Source organism: Modestobacter sp. VKM Ac-2986 (assembly GCF_026967795.1).
Taxonomy (GTDB): domain Bacteria; phylum Actinomycetota; class Actinomycetes; order Mycobacteriales; family Geodermatophilaceae; genus Modestobacter.
The window spans coordinates 37,727-54,205 of the sequence record NZ_JAPVBH010000002.1; the positions used below are offsets into that span (position 1 = coordinate 37,727).

Sequence of the window (16,479 nt, forward strand, 5' to 3'; positions counted from 1 at the left end):
GTGGCATGACCTCCTCCGACGAGCTGCCCCGCTGGGCCACCAAGATCGCCGTCCTGCTGCGCGAGGACCTCGCCCCGTGGCAGGCGCTCAACGTCACGTCGTTCCTGGTCAGCGGCATCGTCGCGACCGGGCCGGAGCTGGTCGGCGAGCCCTACGAGGACGCCGACGGCACGCGGTACCTGCCGATGATCCGGCAGCCGGTCATGGTGCTGGAGGGTCCGGGCGAGCTACTGGCCACCGCACGCACCCGGGCACTGGAGCGCTCACTCACCCCGGCCGTCTTCACCGCCGAGCTGTTCAGCACCCCCGGCGACGTCCAGAACCGGGCCGCCGTCCGCGCCGTCGCCGGCCGCGACCTGGACCTGGTCGGGCTCGCCGTCCACGGCCCGAAGAACGCCGTCGACAAGGTGGTGAAGGGCGCCCGCATGCACCCCTGAGAAGGCAGCCCCCATCACGTGTCGGCCCCGCTGCAGGGGCCCACCGCGAGCGTGCGAGTGGTGGGGGGCAGCGGGGTCCTTCGTCAGACGGTGACGACGAGCCGGCCGGACTCCTCGTGCACGGGGTACTGCCGGACGGGTGCGGCGCCGCCGGGGCTGGTGCCGTCGGTCCAGCGGAACGTGTAGAGGTGCAGCGGGCAGACCAGCACGTCGAGGTCGGTCTGCCCGTCGGCCAGTGGTCCGCCGGAGTGCGGGCAGGCCGCCTGGGTGGCGTGCAGCGAGCCGTCCCGCAGCCGGAACACGGCCACCTGCACGCCGCCGGCGACGAAGGCCCGGCCCTCCCCGGGCGGCACCTCCTCGACCCGGCCGACCACGTGCGGGGTGCCCCGGACGCCGGCGGCCGTGCCGTCGGTGACCTCGGTGGCGGGGGTGCCGGCCTTGGCGGGTGCGGTGGTCGGGGACTCGACGTCGTCGTGGGTGAGGTTCATCGGACCGGCACCAGCGGCAGCTCGACCAGCGGCAGCGAGGTGCGGAACTGGCCCGGCGTGGCCGGGGCCTTGCCGTCCTGGCCCCACGGGTCGGTGTAGGCGTCGATGGACTGCTGCATGTTGGCGTCGAGCTCGGCGCAGATGCCCTCGCTGTCCTCCAGCAGGATCTGCTTGATCCGCTCCAGCCCGATCCGGGGCACGAAGTCGTAGGTGCGCTCGAGCCAGTTGGCGTTCTCCCGGTAGTACTGCATGAACCGGCCCGACAGCTCCATCACCGCCTCGGGTGAGTCGACGGTGGCCAGCAGGTCGCCCTTGCGGATGCTCGCCCCCGCGGCGCCGCCGACGTAGACCTCCCACTTGCCGTTCCCGACCGCGACGACGCCGACGTCCTTGACGTAGGCCTCGGCGCAGTTCCGGGGGCAGCCGACCACGGCCATCTTCATCTTGGCCGGGCTCTCGATGCCCTGGAACCGGGTCTCCAGGTCGATGCCCAGCTGGGTCGAGTCGCCCAGGCCGAAGCGGCAGAAGTCGCTGCCCACGCAGGTCTTCACCGTGCGGAAGCTCTTGCCGTAGGCGTAGCCGGAGGGCATGCCCAGGTCGTTCCACATCGCGGGGAGGTCCTCCTTGCGGACCCCGAGCAGGTCGATCCGCTGGCCGCCGGTGATCTTGACCATCGGGACCTCGTACTTCTCGGCCACGTCGGCGATCTTCCGCAGCTGCGCCGGGGTGGTGACCCCGCCCTTGATCTGCGGGACGACGGAGAACGTGCCGTCGCGCTGGATGTTGCCGTGCACGCGGTCGTTGATGAACTTCGCGTCGTTCTCCTGGACGGCGTCCTTGCCCCAGATCATCCGCAGCAGCGACGTCAGCCCCATCTTGGACTTCGCGTCCTCCGCACCACCGGGGGCCAGCGCGGCGAACACCGCCGAGGGGCTCAGCAGACCCTGCTCGCGGATCGCGGCCATCAACTCGGGCTTCGCCATGGGGATGCCGGGGACGTACCAGCTGGCGGTGGGGTCCTCGACGACGTCGCCGTCGGCGGCCCACTCCACGATCTGCTTGACCAGGCCCTTGCAGGACCCGCAGCCCTTGCCGGCCCGGGTCGTGTCCATGACCGACCCGACGCTGCCGCAGCCGCCGGCCACGGCCCCGCAGATGTCGCCCTTGGTGACGCCGTTGCAGTTGCAGACCTGCGAGTCGTGCGGCAGCTCGGCCACGCCCACCTCGGCGGCGCCGTCCGAGAGGTCGACCAGCAGCTTGATCCGCTCCTCCGGCAGCGGGGTGCCGCGGTCGAAGGCCTGGGTCAGGTAGGCGACCTTGCGGGTGTCACCGAGCAGCGTGGCGCCGATGAGCTTGTCGTCGCGGACGACGACGCTCAGGTGCACGCCCCGCTTGGGCTCGGAGATCACCAGGAACTCGTCGCTGTCCCGCTCGGGCTTGCTGATGCCCATGGTGGCCACGTCGACCCCGGCGACCTTGAGCTTCGTGGCCGTGCGGGAGCCGTGGTACTCGGCGGTCGGGTCGGTGCCGGTGAGCAGGTCGGCGAGCACCTTGGCCTGCTCCCACACCGGGGCGACCAGGCCGTAGAGCTCACCGCGGTGCTGGGCGCACTCCCCCACCGCGTACACGTCGGGGTCGTCGGTGCGCAGCTGGTCGTCGACGACGACGCCGCGCTCGACCTCGATGCCGCTCATCAGGGCGACCTCGGTGACCGGCCGGATGCCGGCGGCGAGGACGAGCATGTCGGCGTCGATCGCCCGGCCGTCGGCGAGGACGACGCCGCGCACCCGGTCGGGACCGATGACCTCGGTGGTGCGGGTGGCCAGGTGGACGACGATGCCCAGCGCCTCGACGCTCTTCGCCAGGATGGCGCCGGCCTCCGCGCCGAGCTGCTGGTTCATCAGGTGCGTGCCGGCGTGCACGACCTCGACGGCCAGGCCGTGGCCCTGCAGCGCGCGGGCGGCCTCCAGGCCCAGCAGCCCACCGCCGACGACGACGGCCTTGTCGTGCTCGGCCGCCGCGGCCAGCATCGCGCGGGTGTCGTCGATGGTGCGGAAGCCGAAGACGCCGGGCAGTAGCTGGTCCTCGCCCGAGTACAGCCCGGTCATCGGCGGGACGAACGAGCGGCTGCCGGTGGCGATGACCAGCTGGTCGTAGGGCGTCGTCGTCCCGTCGGCGGCGTGCACCACCTTGGCGTGGGTGTCGATGCGCACCACCCGGACCCCGGCCCGCAGGACGACGCCGTTGTCGGCGTACCAGTCGTGGCTGTTGAGGACGATGTCGTCCTCGTGCTCCTCGCCGGCCAGCACGTGGCTGAGCATGATCCGGTTGTAGTTGCCGTGCGGCTCCTCGCCGAACACGGTGATCGCGAACTGCTCGCCGCCGCCGCGCTCGAGCACCTCCTCGACCACCCGGGCCCCGGCCATGCCGTTGCCGATGACGACCAGGCGCTGGCGGGTGTCGATCCCGTCGGCCTCGTCCATCGCGAAGTGCAGCGTGCTCACGCCCTCGGGGCGCCCACCGAGCACAGCAGTCATCAGACCTCCACCAGTCCCAGGTCGACCACGATCTCGCCGGTGACGCCCAGCGGCGCTGCGGCGTGCAGCTCGACGACGGTGCCGCCGTCGAGGTCCTCCACCACGCGCAGCGGCACGTGGCAGTCGCCCTTGGCCCCGATCGGGAACCAGCGCATCGGCTCCCCGTCGCGCACCAGCAGCAGGTAGACCAGCTCGGCGGTGGAGTTGCCGCCGCGGAAGTACAGCGCCTGTGCCGTCTTCCCCTCCGGCACCTGGTAGCGCAGCGCCGGATCGACCGGGCCGGGCTTGCCCAGCCCCTCGCCGGTGATCGGGTAGACGCCTTGCAGGAAGCGCGGGGTGCTCTTCACGCTGGTGGTCCTCCTCCGTGACGGGGCGTGCGGGGTGTGGGCCGTGGGGGTCTGGTGTGCCGGGGTGGCGGGCTGGGCGGCCGCCTCGGGCGCCGGGATGCGCTCCTCGGCCACCCCGACGCGGGTGACGGCGACGGCGCAGACCTTGAAGGCCGGCATCCGGCTGGTCGGGTCGAGGGCTGGGTCGGTGAGCGCGTTGGCGCTGGCGCCGCCGCCCCAGTGGAAGGGGACGAAGACGACGTCGGGCCGGATCGTGTCGGTGACCTGGGCGGCGAAGCGGGCCCGGCCGCGGCGGGTGGCCAGCTCGACGACGTCCCCGTGGGCGATGCCCAGGGACCGGGCGAGGTCGGGGTGCAGCTCGGCGCGCGGCGTGGGGGCGATGAGCTGCAGGCTGCGGGAGCGGCGGGTCTGGGTGCCCGACTGGTACTGGGCGAGCACCCGGCCGGTGGTCAGCACGTAGGGGTAGTCGCCGTCGGGACGCTCGTGGGCGTCGACGTGCTCGACGCGGTGGAAGCGCGCCCGCCCGTCGGGGGTGGCGAAGCGCTCGGTGAACAGCCGCGGCGTGCCGGGGTGCTCGGGGTCCGGGCAGGGCCAGAACACGCCGTCCTCGGCATCGATGCGGTCGTAGCTGATGCCGGCGTAGTCCGCCGTCCCGCCGGCGCTGGCCCGGCCGAGCTCGGCGAAGACCGTCTCGGCGTCCCCGCTGAACCCGGAAGCCCCCAGCCGGCCGGCCAGCTCGGCCAGCAGCTGGAGGTCGTCGCGCACCCCGTCGGGAGCGCTCATCGCCTGGCGGCGGCGGATCACCCGGCCCTCGAGGTTGGTCATCGTGCCCTCCTCCTCGGCCCACATGGCGCTGGGGAGGACGACGTCGGCGAGCTCGGCGGTCTCGGAGAGGAAGAAGTCGCTGACGGCGAGGAAGTCCAGGTCGCCGAGCCGGCTGATGACGCGGCGGGCGTCGGGCGCGGAGACGGCGATGTTGGAGGCGAGCACCAGCATCGCCCGGACGCCGCCGTCGGTGCCGAGCGCGTCGAGCATCTCGAAGGCGCTGCGCCCGGGGCCGGGGATCGACTCGGGGTCCACGCCCCAGACGGCGGCGACGTGAGCGCGGGCGGCCGGGTCGGTGATCTTCCGGTAGCCGGGCAGCTGGTCGGCCTTCTGCCCGTGCTCGCGCCCGCCCTGCCCGTTGCCCTGGCCGGTCACGGTGCCCCAGCCGCTGCCCTCGCGACCGGGCAGGCCGAGGGCCAGGGCCAGGTCGATCCAGGCCAGCGCGGTGTCGGTGCCGCTGCGGTGCTGCTCGGCGCCGCGGGCGCTCAGGATGATCGACCGCTTCCCGCGGGCGAGGGCGAAGACGATCCGGCGCTGCTGGGCGACCGGCACCCCGGTGAGCCGCTCGACCCGGTCGGGCCAGTACCCGGCGACCCCGGCCCGGACGTCGTCGAACCCGGTGGTGCGCGCGGCGACGTAGCCCTCGTCGACCAGGCCCTCGGCCAGCGCGATGTGCAGCAGCCCGTTGGCCAGCGCCAGGTCGGTGGCTGGCAGCGGCTGCACGTGCAGGCTGGCGTTCTTCGCGGTGCTGGTGCGGCGGGGGTCGACGACGATCAGCTCGGCGCCCCGCGCGCGGCCGGCGTCGAAGTACTGCATCGCCGGCGGCATGGTGTCGGCCGGGTTGCTGCCCACCAGCACGACGACGTCGGCCGCGGCGACGTCGGCCAGCGGGAAGGGCATGCCGCGGTCCAGCCCGAACGCCTTGATCGCCGCGCCCGCCGCCGAGGACATGCAGAACCGGCCGTTGTAGTCGATGGCGCTGGTGCGCAGCGCGACCCGGGCGAACTTGCCGAACTGGTAGGCCTGCTCGTTGGTCAGCCCGCCGCCGCCGAAGCAGCCCACGGCGTCCCGGCCGTGCCGTTGCTGGGTGGCGGTGATCGCGGTGACGACCCGGTCCAGCGCCTCGTCCCAGCTGGTCTCCACCAGCGGGCTGGTGCGGTTCCCGGGGACGGCGCGCACCAGCGGCCGGGTCAGCCGCTCGGGGTGGTCGAGCAGCTCGGGGGCCGACCAGCCCTTGGAGCACAGCCCGCCGCGGTTGACCGGGAAGTCCGCGGGCACCAGCGTCGCCGGGCGGTCGCCGGCGGTCATCGTGACGCCGCACTGCAGCGAGCAGTACGGGCAGTGGGTGGCCGTGGTGCGCGTGCCGGTGCCCGGGTGCGGCAGCGAGACGGCGGTGGACACGAACCGAGACTGCGGTGGTGCGGTTTCCCCTCCGCTGCGCCCGCGTCAAGGTCGCGTTCCGTCGACCTCACACCTAGCCGGGGGTGACGGTGCGGCCGAGGCCCTCAGTCGGGCAGCTGCCGGCGCAGGGACGCCGGGGCGCGGCGTGACCAGGCCGCGAGCAGCAGCTCGTCGAGCAGGTCGGGGTCGACGACGGCCAGCTCGACCCGGACGCCGGGAGTCGTCGCGCCCCAGGTGAGCGGTGTGACGCCGGGCTGTGCGGACACCGCTGCGGCCAGGTCCTCGCCGACCAGCACGTTCAGCACGCCGGCGGCGGGCACCGTGGCCAGGACCTTCGTCGGGCCGACCCGGAACGAGCGCCGTCCGTGGTGGTCGGCCTCGGTCACGCCGGGCAGGGCGAGCACCGCAGCGACGGCCCGGTCGAGGTCCACGCCCGCACGGTAGGGGCCCGCAGCGGTCAGCGGTCGGGTGCGGCTCCGCTGTCCCGGTCGTGCTCGGCGTGCCGCCACAGCGGCCGGGCGGCGACGACCAGGCCCAGCGCCAGCACGGTGAGGACCGCGGTGCCGACCCGGCCGGGGGTCAGGCCCGGGCTCGGGTCGAGCACCAGGTTCGCCCAGGCGTTGGCCGCGGCGTCGGTGACGAGGACGCCCACCGCCAGGACGACGCCGCTCCGCCGGGCACGGGCGAGCAGGACGGCGGCCAGCGGGTCGAGGACGGTGAGACCGGTGAAGTACCCCCGCAGCCAGCCGGGCAGGGCCGGGTACGGGGCGAGGTCCGCGGCCACCAGCTGGACGACGTGCACGACCGTCCCGTAGCCGAGCAGGAGCACCGTCGCTGCGGCCACCACCCGCACCCGCCGCGGGGCTCCGGCCCACCTGGTCAGCCCCCGCCGCACGGCCGGACCGTACGCACTCCACCGGCCGGCGGCCACGACCCGTGCCGTCTCGAGCAGCTCCTGGCCGATTCCGAGGGGGACGCGGCCACCTGTCGCCGTCCCGGCCGGGAGCCGTGTCGCGGGGGCTGGCGGGCGCAGGGCGACTCGGCCAGGCTCCAGCCCATGGACGAGACGACAGAGCAGCGGCTGGTGCACGTGGCGACGGACCAGCTGCGGGTCCCGTTCTGGGTGGTGCTCGCCGGCGTGGGGGTCGGCGCGTTCTGGGCGCTGGCCGGGGTGCTGGTGGGGTCGTCGCTCAGGCGCCGCAGCTGAGGCGCGGGCGGCCTCGCGGTTGCGCAGTTGCTGCCGGTGCTCGCCGGCGGCGAGGGTGAGCAGCCCGTCGACCAGCCGGGGTCCGAGCCGCTCGGTCAGCCGCGCACGCTGGGTGCCTGTGCGCCCGGGCAGTGCCAGCGGCGGAACGACCTGCTCGACCTGCGGGTCGGCCGTGTCGACACCCTGCTCGCCGGGCCCGGACGACCGGGAGGACCCGCCGCGCAGCAGGCTCTGGTCCCCGCGGCGAGCCCGTCCTACCGTCGAGGTGCACGAGCCCTGTCGCCCAGAGGCGGAGAGACGATGCGACGCTGCCTGATCCTCGCCAACCAGACCCTCGCCGGCCCGCAGCTGCTGGAGACGGTCCGGCAACGGATCGCCTCCGGCGCACACGAGTTCTACATCGTCGTGCCGGCGACGCCGATCGCCGACCAGGAGCGGGCGACCGTCGGCAGCGGCCCGCCGGCCGACCACGCGCACGCCCTCGCCGCCCAGCGGCTGACGCGCGCACTGGACGAGGTCCGCGCGCTGGGGGCGCCCGCGGAAGGCGAGGTCGGTGACCGGGACCCGCTGGAGGCCACGCGACTGGCGCTCCGCCGGTTCGGCGCCGACGAGGTCGTGGTGTCGACCCTGCGGTCAGGGCTCTCGCGCTGGCTGCGCGCGGACCTGCCGAGCCGGATCGAGCGGTCCCTGCACCTGCCGGTCGAGCACGTCGTGGGCGACTCCGCGCCGGACTGACCGCTGCCGCACCCGGGCTACGGGCCTTCGGACCGGCCCTCCACCTGGAGGCCACGGAGGACGACGGACCGTACTGCGCGGGCAGCCGACCTCAGTCCCAGCCGCCGCGCAGCCGCTTGGTCTGCCCGCGTTCCTTCTTCGCCTTGATCCGCCGCTCCTTCGACCCGCGGGTGGGCTTGGTCTTCCGGCGGGCCGGCGGCGGGGCGGCGACGGCGGCGCGCAGGACGGCGGCCAGCCGATCCCGGGCCGCCTCACGGTTGCGCAGCTGCTGCCGGTGCTCGCTGGCGGCGATGGTGAGCAGCTCGTCGACCAGCCGGGGCCCGAGCCGCTCGGTCAGCCGCGCCCGCTGGGTCTCGGTCAGCCCGGCCAGCTCCAGCGGGGCGACCACCAGCTCGACCCGCGAGTCGGCGGTGTTCACACCCTGGCCGCCGGGCCCGGACGACCGGGAGAACCGCCACGACAGCGCCGACGCCGGGACGACGAGCGACCCGACGACCGGGAGGTCTCCGAACGCGTCGTCACCGGCCACGGACCCATCCTCCCTGGTCGTGTCGGCGCGGACCACCGACTTCCCCGGGAGCGCCTGCCACGCTGGCGCACATGACCTCGCGCCGTCCGCACGTCGCCGCGGGCCTGGGCCGCCGCGAGGCGTTCGGGCTGGGCGGTGCGGCCCTGGCGCTCACCGTCCTCGCTGCGGTGGTCGGGGCGCTCGGCTGGCCGTCGCCGGCGCGGACGACGTCGGGCTGGCAGGTCGCCGACGTCCCGCCGAGCCTGCTCGCGCTCCTGGCCGGTGCCGGCGCACTCTGCCTGGGTGTCGCCGCGGTCCTCACCCGGCCCTGGCAGCTGCCGGCGCCCGTCGCGGTCGGCTGGTGGCTGGTCGGGCTGCTCGCCGTGCTGCTGCACGGATGGGACAGCGCCCACCTCGCGGCCCTGGCCGACCCGGACGGGGGCGCGGTGATCCCGGTGTTCAACTGGCTCTTCACCGCACTCCCGGCCCTGGTCGTCGGTCTGATCGCGCGCCCGGCCGGTCGGCCTGCCCAGCTGCGTGCGGTCCTCGGCACGGCAGTGGTCGGCGTGCCCCTGACCGCCCTGAGCTGGTCGCTGTACGCCGCACCGGAGGGGCTCCTGCCAGCAGCGCTGGGCTCACTGTGGCCGACGGCCGTCCTGGGTGCTGCACCCGTCGCCGCGGTGCTGGCACTCCTTCCCCGTACGGACCCGACCGGGTGAGCGACGGGACGGCCGTTCCCGCTGGGTGACGTCGGCGTCGCCCGGTCGGGTGCACGTCACCCACCCGGCTCGCCGGGCCGGTCACTGCGTGTGACGCTCAGGACGTGACGACCCGGAGCACGAGCCACCTGCAGCTGGTCACCGACACCGCGTTCACCGGCAACACCACCGCCGAGCAGCCCGACGCCGCGCAGCCCGACGTCACGCACACCGACACCGCCCAGACCGAGGACGACCGGGCGTTCGCCGCCGCCCAGGACGAGCGGTTCCGCGACCTGCTGGACCGCGCCGCGCAGCTGGACGCGGCCGCCGCCCCTGCCCCGGTCACCGGCACCCGGGTGCGGCTGCTGGTACCGCTCACCGCCGGGCTCACCGTCCTGCTGGCCCTGCTCGGCGACCAGCCCTGGCAGCTGCCGCAGCGGGCCGGTGGTGCCGTGGGCGCCGTCCCGCAGTCGCTGGTCACCTTCCTGCTGCTCTGCGGTGCGCTGTGCGTCTGGGCCGCCGGCCGCGCGGTGCGCCCGGAACGCACGTTCGACTCCCCCAGCGCCGTCCGGGTGTGGTGGCTGCTGGTGATCGGCGCGATGGTGGTCTCGCTGACCTCCGCGCTGTCGCTGACCTCGTGGGCCGGCACCGGGGAACAGCCCGGCGGGCTGGCCGTGCGCTGCCTGGTCCCGCTGGTCGCCGCGCTGCTGGCCGGTGCGCTGGCCCACGCCGACGGGCGGGCCTCCCGCATCCGTGCCGCGCTGGGCACCGGGGTGGTCACCGTGCCGATGACCGCACTGGGCTGGTCGCTGCTGGCCTCCTCCGGTGCCGCGGCCGGCCTCGGCGACGTCCTGGGCATGACGTTGCTGTCGGGCGCAGCGCCGCTGGCGCTGGCCGTGGCGTTCGTGGCCGCCGACCACCGTCGGGTGCACACCGCCTGACGTCACCGGCGCGGGCCCCGGCGCGGCACCATGGACCCGTGACCAGCCTCGCCGCCGCCCTCGCCACCGGACCGGTCGTGCTCGACGGTGGCCTCTCCACCGAACTGGAGTCCCGGGGACACGACGTCACGTCGGCGTTGTGGTCGGCCCGGCTGCTGCGCGACGAACCCGGTGCGATCGTCGCCGCGCACGCCGCCTTCGCCGCCGCCGGGGCCCAGGTGGCGACCACGGCCAGCTACCAGGCGACCGTCCCCGGGTTCGCCGCCGCCGGCATCGGCGCCGACGAGGCACGCGCGCTCGTGGCCCGCTCCGTGGCGCTGGCCCGGGAGGGTGCGCCCGGGAGCTGGGTCGCGGGGTCCGTGGGCCCGTACGGCGCGTACCTCGCCGACGGCTCGGAGTACTCCGGCGACTACGTCACCTCCGTCCCGGTCGCGGCGCTGCGCGCGTTCCACCGGCCGCGGCTGGAGGTGCTCGCCGAGGCCGGCGCCGACGTGCTGGCCTGCGAGACGCTGCCCGCGGCCGCCGAGGTCGAGGCGCTGCTGCACGAGGTCACCGCCCTCGACGTCCCGGTGTGGCTGTCGGTCTCGGCGGTCACCGGACCGGACGGCGTGGTGCGCACCCGCCGGGGCGAGCCCGTCGCCGACGTCCTGGGCATGGCCCGCGGGGTCGCGCAGGTGGTGGCCGTGGGCGTCAACTGCACCGATCCGGCGACGGTGGTCCCGGCCGTCGCGGCGGCGCGGGCGGCCAGCGGCAAGCCGGTCGTGGCCTACCCGAACAGCGGCGAGACCTGGGACGCCGTCGCCCGCCGCTGGACCGGCACGACCGGGGTGGGCGACGTCGGGGCCTGGGTGACCGCCGGGGCGCGGCTGGTCGGTGGCTGCTGCCGGGTGCGACCGGACGACGTCCGCGCGATCGCCGACGCCGTCCGGTGACACGGCCCCGCTGCAGGCCCCGTCACGAGCTCGCGAGTGCTGGGGCAGCGGGGTCCTTCAGCCGGCGGGCACCGGGTCCGCGCCGCGACGGCCCCCGGGCCGGCAGCGCGCCAGCCGCCGCACGGTGAGCCAGCTGCCGCGCAGCGCCCCGTGCCCCTCCAGCGCCTCGATCGCGTACGCCGAGCAGGTCGGCGTGAAGTGGCAGCACGCACCGCGGCGCGGGCTGACCTCCCGCTGGTAGACCCGCACCGCCGCGACCAGCCGGTCGACCACCCGGCCGCCCGGTGTCCCGGCGCGGACCCGACGCAGGGTCGCGGGGGCGACCAGGAACAGGTCCAGGCCGCAGCCCAGCGCCTGGGCCAGGCAGCAGCCGGTGTTGAAGAACAGCAGGTTCCGCAGACACGAGTCGTTGCGCGCGTAGCCGGGCCCGTGCCCGCCGTAGCCCCGTGGCGGGCCGTAGCCGTAGCCGTAGCCCGAGCCGGGGCGGCTGAAGCCGCGTCGACGACGTGGTCCCCCACCGCCCCAGCCCCAGACGAACACCATCAGAGGATCGGGTTCCCACCGGTGACGGCGAGCCGGGCACCGGAGATGTAGCTGCCCTCGTCGCTGGCCAGCAGCACGTAGGCCGGTGCCAGCTCGGCCGGCTGGGCGGCGCGACCCAGCGGGACCTCCGAGCCGAAGCTGGCCACCTGCTCGGGGGGCATGGTCGCCGGGATGAGCGGGGTCCACACCGGTCCCGGAGCCACGCTGTTGGCCCGGATGCCCTTGTCGCCGTACATCTGCGCGAGGCTGGCGGTGAAGTTGGCGATGCCGGCCTTCGTCATGGCGTAGGGCGCCAGGGTGGGCTTGGGCATGTCGGAGTTCACCGAGGACGAGTTCACGATCGCCGAGCCCGGCCCCATGTGCGGGACGGCGTCCTTGCACAGGATGAACATCGCGGTGAGGTTGGTGGCCACGGTGTGGTCCCACTCCTCGTCGCTGATCTCGTCCAGCGTCTGGTGGGTCATCTGGAACGCGGCGTTGTTGACCAGGATGTCGATCCCGCCCAGCTCCTCGACCGCCTTCGGGATGATCGTCTTGGCGTGCGCACGGTCGGACAGGTCACCGGGCACCAGCACGCACTTGCGGCCGGCCTGCTCGACGTACTTGGCGGTGTCCTGGGCGTCCTCGTGCTCGTCCAGGTAGGAGATGAGGACGTCGGCGCCCTCGCGGGCGAAGGCGATCGCGACGGCGCGGCCGATGCCGCTGTCGCCGCCGGTGATGACGGCCCGCTTGCCGGTGAGCTTGCCGGAGCCGACGTAGCTCTCCTCGCCGTGGTCGGGCTTCGGGGTCATCTCGGCGAGGACGCCGGGCGGGGTCTGCTGCTGCTCGGGCTGGGACTCGGGGCGCGGTGACGACATGGTGGTCCTCCTGCTGACGCTGGGGCGGCACTCCCGCGCTCTGCTCACGCGGCCGGCTCGTGGTGCGGCCGGCCCGGTGCCGCTCACTCGTCGCCTACCCGGGCCCGGCGGCGGTGAACCCGGGGCGTGCACCCCGCGGCGCCGACCGGCCCGTCGCTGTCCTGGCCGGACGGGCCCGGACGGCCAGCGACCCGGGAGGTGGCGAGGAGCGCAGGTCGTGCGCCTCGGCACCTCCCGGGTCGCCGGGTCGGTGTCCTGCCGGTCCCACCGCGAGCCGGTGGGGCCGTGTCGGGTCAGGCCGCGCGGGACGCGGTCGCCGCCATGGTGCTGCGCATCGGGACGACCGAGCTGACGGGCCGGTCCCAGCGCATCTCCAGACGACGCCGTCCGGCAGCATCGACGACGGCCACCCAGTGCAGCTCCGGGCACAGGTTCTCACGCATGACATCCACCTCTCGTTAACCTCTCGTTCACCTAATGTCCCACTGTTCGCTGCTTCATGCACGGATCGACCCGCCGAGATCTGTTCGTGACCCGAACGGGTGACCAGGCCGTTCGCAGCCCCGCGCGAGAACGCGACCGGCATCGGGCACGCTGGAGGGCACGATGACGCTCTCCCCCGCCGGCACCGACTCGACCCCGGCCGACTCCCCCGCCTCCGCGCTGCCCTCCGCAGGCGCGACGCCGCTGATCGCCGACCCCGACGACCTGTCCGACCTCATGGCCCTCGGCAGCGACCCGGACGCCGTCTTCGCGCGGTTCGCCCAGTGGGCCGAGGCGTCGGGCACGGTGCTCTACCCGGCACAGGAGGAGGCGCTGATCGAACTGGTCAGCGGCGCGAACGTCGTGCTCGCGACCCCGACCGGCTCGGGCAAGTCGCTGGTGGCCACCGGCGCGCAGTACGCAGCCCTGGCGACCGACCGGGTCAGCTTCTACACCGCACCGATCAAGGCCCTGGTCAGCGAGAAGTTCTTCGCCCTGTGCGGGGTGTTCGGTGCGGCCAACGTCGGCATGCTCACCGGTGACGCGAGCGTCAACGCCGACGCCCCGATCATCGCCTGCACCGCCGAGGTGCTGGCCAACATCGCGCTGCGTGAGGGCCCGGACGCCGACATCGGCCTGGTCGTGATGGACGAGTTCCACTTCTACGGCGACCCCGACCGCGGCTGGGCCTGGCAGGTGCCGCTGATCGAGCTGCCCAACGCCCAGTTCCTCCTGATGAGCGCCACCCTCGGGGACGTCACCGCGCTGCGCGAGGACCTCACCCGCCGCACCGGCCGGCCCACCGCGCTCGTGGCCAACGCCGAGCGCCCGGTGCCGCTGTCGCACTACTACGCGACCACGCCGATGCACGAGACGATCGACGAGCTGCTGAGCACGAAGCAGGCGCCGGTCTACGTCGTCCACTTCACCCAGGCCTCCGCGCTCGAGCGCGCGCAGGCGCTGATGAGCGTCAACGTCTCCACCAAGGAGGAGAAGGCCGCGATCGCCGACATGATCGGCGGCTTCCGGTTCTCCTCGGCGTTCGGGACGACGCTGTCGCGGCTGGTGCGCCACGGCATCGGCGTGCACCACGCCGGCATGCTGCCCAAGTACCGGCGGCTGATCGAGCAGCTGGCCCAGGCCGGGCTGCTCAAGGTCATCTGCGGCACCGACACCCTGGGCGTGGGCATCAACGTGCCGATCCGCACCGTGGTGTTCTCCGCGCTGAGCAAGTACGACGGCACCCGCACCCGGCTGCTCAACGCCCGCGAGTTCCACCAGATCGCCGGCCGCGCCGGGCGCGCGGGCTACGACACCGCCGGCACCGTCGTCGTCCAGGCGCCCGAGCACGAGGTGGAGAACCTCAAGCAGTTCGCCAAGGTCGCCGACGACCCCAAGAAGCGCCGCAAGCTGGTGCGCCGCAAGGCCCCCGAGGGCATGGTGCCCTGGAGCGAGGCCACCCAGCAGCGGCTGATCAACGCCGACCCCGAACCGCTCACCAGCCACTTCAAGGTCTCCACCGGGATGCTGCTCAACGTGCTCGCCCGCCCCGGCGACCCGTTCGCGGCGATGCGGCACCTGCTCACCGACAACCACGAGCCGCGCTCACGGCAGCGCCGGCACGTCCGCGAGGCGATCGGCATCGCCCGAGGTCTGCTGCAGGCCGGGGTCATCGAGCGCCTCGCCGAGCCCGAGCCCGACGGCCGCCGCTACCGGCTGACGGTCGACCTGCCGCCGGACTTCGCGCTCAACCAGCCGCTGTCGACCTTCGCCCTCGCCGCGATCGGGCTGCTGGACGCCGAGAGCGACACCTACGTCGTGGACGTCGTGTCGGTCATCGAGGCGACGCTGGACGACCCGCGGCAGATCCTGGCCGCGCAGCTCAACAAGGCCAAGGGCGCCGCGGTCGCGCAGATGAAGGCCGAGGGCATCGAGTACGACGAGCGCATGGAGCTGCTGGAGGAGATCACCTACCCCAAGCCGCTGGAGGAGCTGCTGGAGTACGCGTTCGAGACCTACCGCTCGTCCAACCCGTGGGTCGCCGACGCCCAGCTGTCACCGAAGTCGGTCGTGCGGGACATGTGGGAGCAGGCGATGACCTTCCGCGAGCTGGTGAACACCTACCAGCTCACCCGCTCCGAGGGCGCGGTGCTGCGGTACCTGTCGGACGCGTTCAAGGCGCTGCGCTCCGGCGTCCCGGCCGACGCGCGCACCGAGGAGGTCACCGACCTCGTCGAGTGGCTGGGCGAACTGGTGCGCCAGGTCGACTCCTCGCTGCTGGACGAGTGGGAGGAGCTGACCAACCCCTCCGGCCCGCTGGACGCCCCCGTGTCGGTGCCGGCCCGCCCGCGCCCGCTCACCGGCAACGAGCGCGCGTTCACCGCGATGGTGCGCAACTCCCTCTTCCGCCGGGTCGACCTCATCACCCGGCGCCGCTGGTACGACCTCGGCGAGCTCGACGCGGCGTCGGGCTGGGACGCCGACCGGTGGGGTGAGGTCGTGCAGGCCTACTTCGCCGAGCACGGCGAGCTCAACACCGGCGGCGACGCCCGCGGCCCGGCGCTGCTCATCGTGGACAAGAGCGACCCGCGACTGTGGCAGGTGCGGCAGATCCTGGACGACCCGGCCGGCGACCACGACTGGGGCTTCGACGCCGAGATCGACCTGGACGCCTCCGACGAGGAGGGCGTGCTCGTCATGCGCGTCGTGGACGCCGGCCGCAAGGACTGAGGCGGGACCGGCCGCAACCGTCCTGCCCTTCCGCCCCGCCCGTCCGCTCTGCCGTCGACCGGGACGGCACGGGCGAGCACGTCCACGCGCACGGTCGAGCCCTGCCCCCACCCGGGGGCAGGACTCGACCGTGCGCCAGACCCCTCCCGGTGCCGGAGGGCGTCCGACTGGCCCACGCCGACCGCCCCGAGGACGTGGAGCTGCCCGCCCGGGTCACCTCGCCCGGCTGAGCCGGCGGAAGGTCGGCCCGGGCGGCGGGGGCACCTCCACCCCGGTGGCCCGACGGCGGCGCAGCTCCAGCGCCAGGCTCTGCTCGCCGCGGGCCATCGCCCAGCGGTGGTTGGCGGCGAACGCCGGGCGCAGCAGCCAGCTCAGCCGGGCCAGCAGCGGTTTGGCCGCCGCCACCGACCAGTCGTAGGTGATCACCACCTCGGGCCCGTCGGGGACGAACGTCCAGCGGCCGGAGCCGACCAGGTCACCGGCCGCGGACAGGGCGAAGCCGGTGTCGGTCATCGTCTCGGTGATCGTCAGCGTCCAGCGCAGCGTGTAGGGCAGCCAGCCGGTGGTGGACAGCTCCACGCTGCGGCCCACGCCGTCCGTACGGCCGTCGGCGACCGGCACGACGGCGAGGTACACCGAGGGCCACCAGCGGGTCAGCGACCCCGGGTCGCTGAGCACCGCCTGCACCTCGGCCACGGTGCCGGCCACCCGCCAGGTGCTGCGGAACCGGTAGGACGGCGCAGGACGGGGCACCACCCGAGCCTGCTCACCTCCGCGGCGGATGTCCACGTGGGAGCCGGTGGGTGT

The 16,479-nt window shown here is 74.3% G+C and carries 17 protein-coding genes; 7 read left to right on the plus strand and 10 right to left on the minus strand.

Annotated elements, in window-relative coordinates; all coding sequences use genetic code 11:
• The first annotated feature begins 5 nt into the window (after positions 1–5).
• Positions 6–437 (plus strand): DUF2000 domain-containing protein, encoded by a 432-nt coding sequence (locus O2W14_RS04400; protein ID WP_269174862.1) that lies wholly within the window; start codon positions 6–8, stop codon positions 435–437.
• A gap of 83 nt (positions 438–520) precedes the next feature.
• Here the strand turns inward: O2W14_RS04400 and O2W14_RS04405 are convergent, their stop codons facing one another.
• The 5 genes from O2W14_RS04405 to O2W14_RS04425 form a co-directional block, all read right to left on the minus strand.
• Positions 521–925 carry a Rieske (2Fe-2S) protein gene (locus O2W14_RS04405; RefSeq protein WP_269174863.1) on the minus strand — a complete coding sequence of 135 codons (405 nt, stop codon included), beginning with the start codon at positions 923–925 and terminating at the stop codon, positions 521–523.
• Positions 922–3,462: a nitrite reductase large subunit NirB gene (gene nirB, locus O2W14_RS04410; protein ID WP_269174864.1), complete on the minus strand. Its 2,541-nt coding sequence runs from the start codon at positions 3,460–3,462 to the stop codon at positions 922–924. The genes O2W14_RS04405 and nirB overlap by 4 nt, the downstream gene beginning before the upstream one ends.
• Positions 3,462–6,035, minus strand: coding sequence for a molybdopterin oxidoreductase family protein (locus O2W14_RS04415; protein ID WP_269174865.1), 2,574 nt, complete (start codon positions 6,033–6,035; stop codon positions 3,462–3,464). The genes nirB and O2W14_RS04415 overlap by 1 nt, the downstream gene beginning before the upstream one ends.
• Positions 6,036–6,139: 104 nt before the next feature.
• Entirely contained in the window at positions 6,140–6,466 is a 327-nt protein-coding gene (locus O2W14_RS04420) for an MmcQ/YjbR family DNA-binding protein (protein WP_269174866.1), read from the minus strand.
• Positions 6,467–6,492: 26 nt separating this feature from the next.
• Positions 6,493–6,879: a hypothetical protein gene (locus tag O2W14_RS04425; RefSeq protein WP_269174867.1), complete on the minus strand. Its 387-nt coding sequence runs from the start codon at positions 6,877–6,879 to the stop codon at positions 6,493–6,495.
• A gap of 213 nt (positions 6,880–7,092) precedes the next feature.
• Here O2W14_RS04425 and O2W14_RS04430 point away from each other — a divergent pair, with 213 nt between their 5' ends.
• Together O2W14_RS04430 and O2W14_RS04435 are read left to right on the plus strand one after the other, a co-directional pair.
• On the plus strand, positions 7,093–7,242 hold the full coding sequence (locus tag O2W14_RS04430) for a hypothetical protein (RefSeq protein WP_269174868.1): 150 nt from the start codon (positions 7,093–7,095) through the stop codon (positions 7,240–7,242).
• A gap of 300 nt (positions 7,243–7,542) precedes the next feature.
• Entirely contained in the window at positions 7,543–7,977 is a 435-nt protein-coding gene (locus O2W14_RS04435) for a hypothetical protein (protein WP_269174869.1), read from the plus strand.
• Positions 7,978–8,068: 91 nt separating this feature from the next.
• Here O2W14_RS04435 and arfB read toward each other — a convergent pair whose 3' ends face one another.
• Entirely contained in the window at positions 8,069–8,506 is a 438-nt protein-coding gene (gene arfB / locus O2W14_RS04440) for an alternative ribosome rescue aminoacyl-tRNA hydrolase ArfB (protein WP_269174870.1), read from the minus strand.
• A gap of 71 nt (positions 8,507–8,577) precedes the next feature.
• On the opposite strand from arfB, the gene O2W14_RS04445 reads away from it, so the two are divergent.
• The 3 genes from O2W14_RS04445 to mmuM all read left to right on the plus strand — a co-directional run bounded on the left by O2W14_RS04445 (position 8,578) and on the right by mmuM (position 11,059).
• Positions 8,578–9,204 carry a hypothetical protein gene (locus O2W14_RS04445; RefSeq protein WP_269174871.1) on the plus strand — a complete coding sequence of 209 codons (627 nt, stop codon included), beginning with the start codon at positions 8,578–8,580 and terminating at the stop codon, positions 9,202–9,204.
• Positions 9,205–9,308: 104 nt separating this feature from the next.
• Positions 9,309–10,127 (plus strand): hypothetical protein, encoded by an 819-nt coding sequence (locus tag O2W14_RS04450; protein ID WP_269174872.1) that lies wholly within the window; start codon positions 9,309–9,311, stop codon positions 10,125–10,127.
• Between the two features lie 38 nt (positions 10,128–10,165).
• Positions 10,166–11,059, plus strand: coding sequence for a homocysteine S-methyltransferase (gene mmuM, locus O2W14_RS04455; RefSeq protein ID WP_269174873.1), 894 nt, complete (start codon positions 10,166–10,168; stop codon positions 11,057–11,059).
• A gap of 57 nt (positions 11,060–11,116) precedes the next feature.
• Here mmuM and yidD read toward each other — a convergent pair whose 3' ends face one another.
• The 3 genes from yidD to O2W14_RS04470 form a co-directional block, all read right to left on the minus strand.
• Complete coding sequence (yidD, locus tag O2W14_RS04460) at positions 11,117–11,602, minus strand: membrane protein insertion efficiency factor YidD (protein WP_269174874.1); 486 nt, start codon at positions 11,600–11,602, stop codon at positions 11,117–11,119.
• On the minus strand, positions 11,602–12,459 hold the full coding sequence (locus tag O2W14_RS04465) for an SDR family oxidoreductase (protein ID WP_269174875.1): 858 nt from the start codon (positions 12,457–12,459) through the stop codon (positions 11,602–11,604). The genes yidD and O2W14_RS04465 overlap by 1 nt, the downstream gene beginning before the upstream one ends.
• A gap of 293 nt (positions 12,460–12,752) precedes the next feature.
• Entirely contained in the window at positions 12,753–12,902 is a 150-nt protein-coding gene (locus O2W14_RS04470; RefSeq protein ID WP_269174876.1) for a hypothetical protein, read from the minus strand.
• 163 nt (positions 12,903–13,065) lie between these two features.
• Here O2W14_RS04470 and O2W14_RS04475 point away from each other — a divergent pair, with 163 nt between their 5' ends.
• Positions 13,066–15,672 carry a DEAD/DEAH box helicase gene (locus O2W14_RS04475; RefSeq protein ID WP_269174877.1) on the plus strand — a complete coding sequence of 869 codons (2,607 nt, stop codon included), beginning with the start codon at positions 13,066–13,068 and terminating at the stop codon, positions 15,670–15,672.
• Between the two features lie 213 nt (positions 15,673–15,885).
• On the opposite strand, the gene O2W14_RS04480 is transcribed toward O2W14_RS04475, so the two are convergent.
• Positions 15,886–16,425, minus strand: coding sequence for an SRPBCC family protein (locus O2W14_RS04480; protein ID WP_269174878.1), 540 nt, complete (start codon positions 16,423–16,425; stop codon positions 15,886–15,888).
• Between the last annotated feature and the right edge of the window lie 54 nt (positions 16,426–16,479).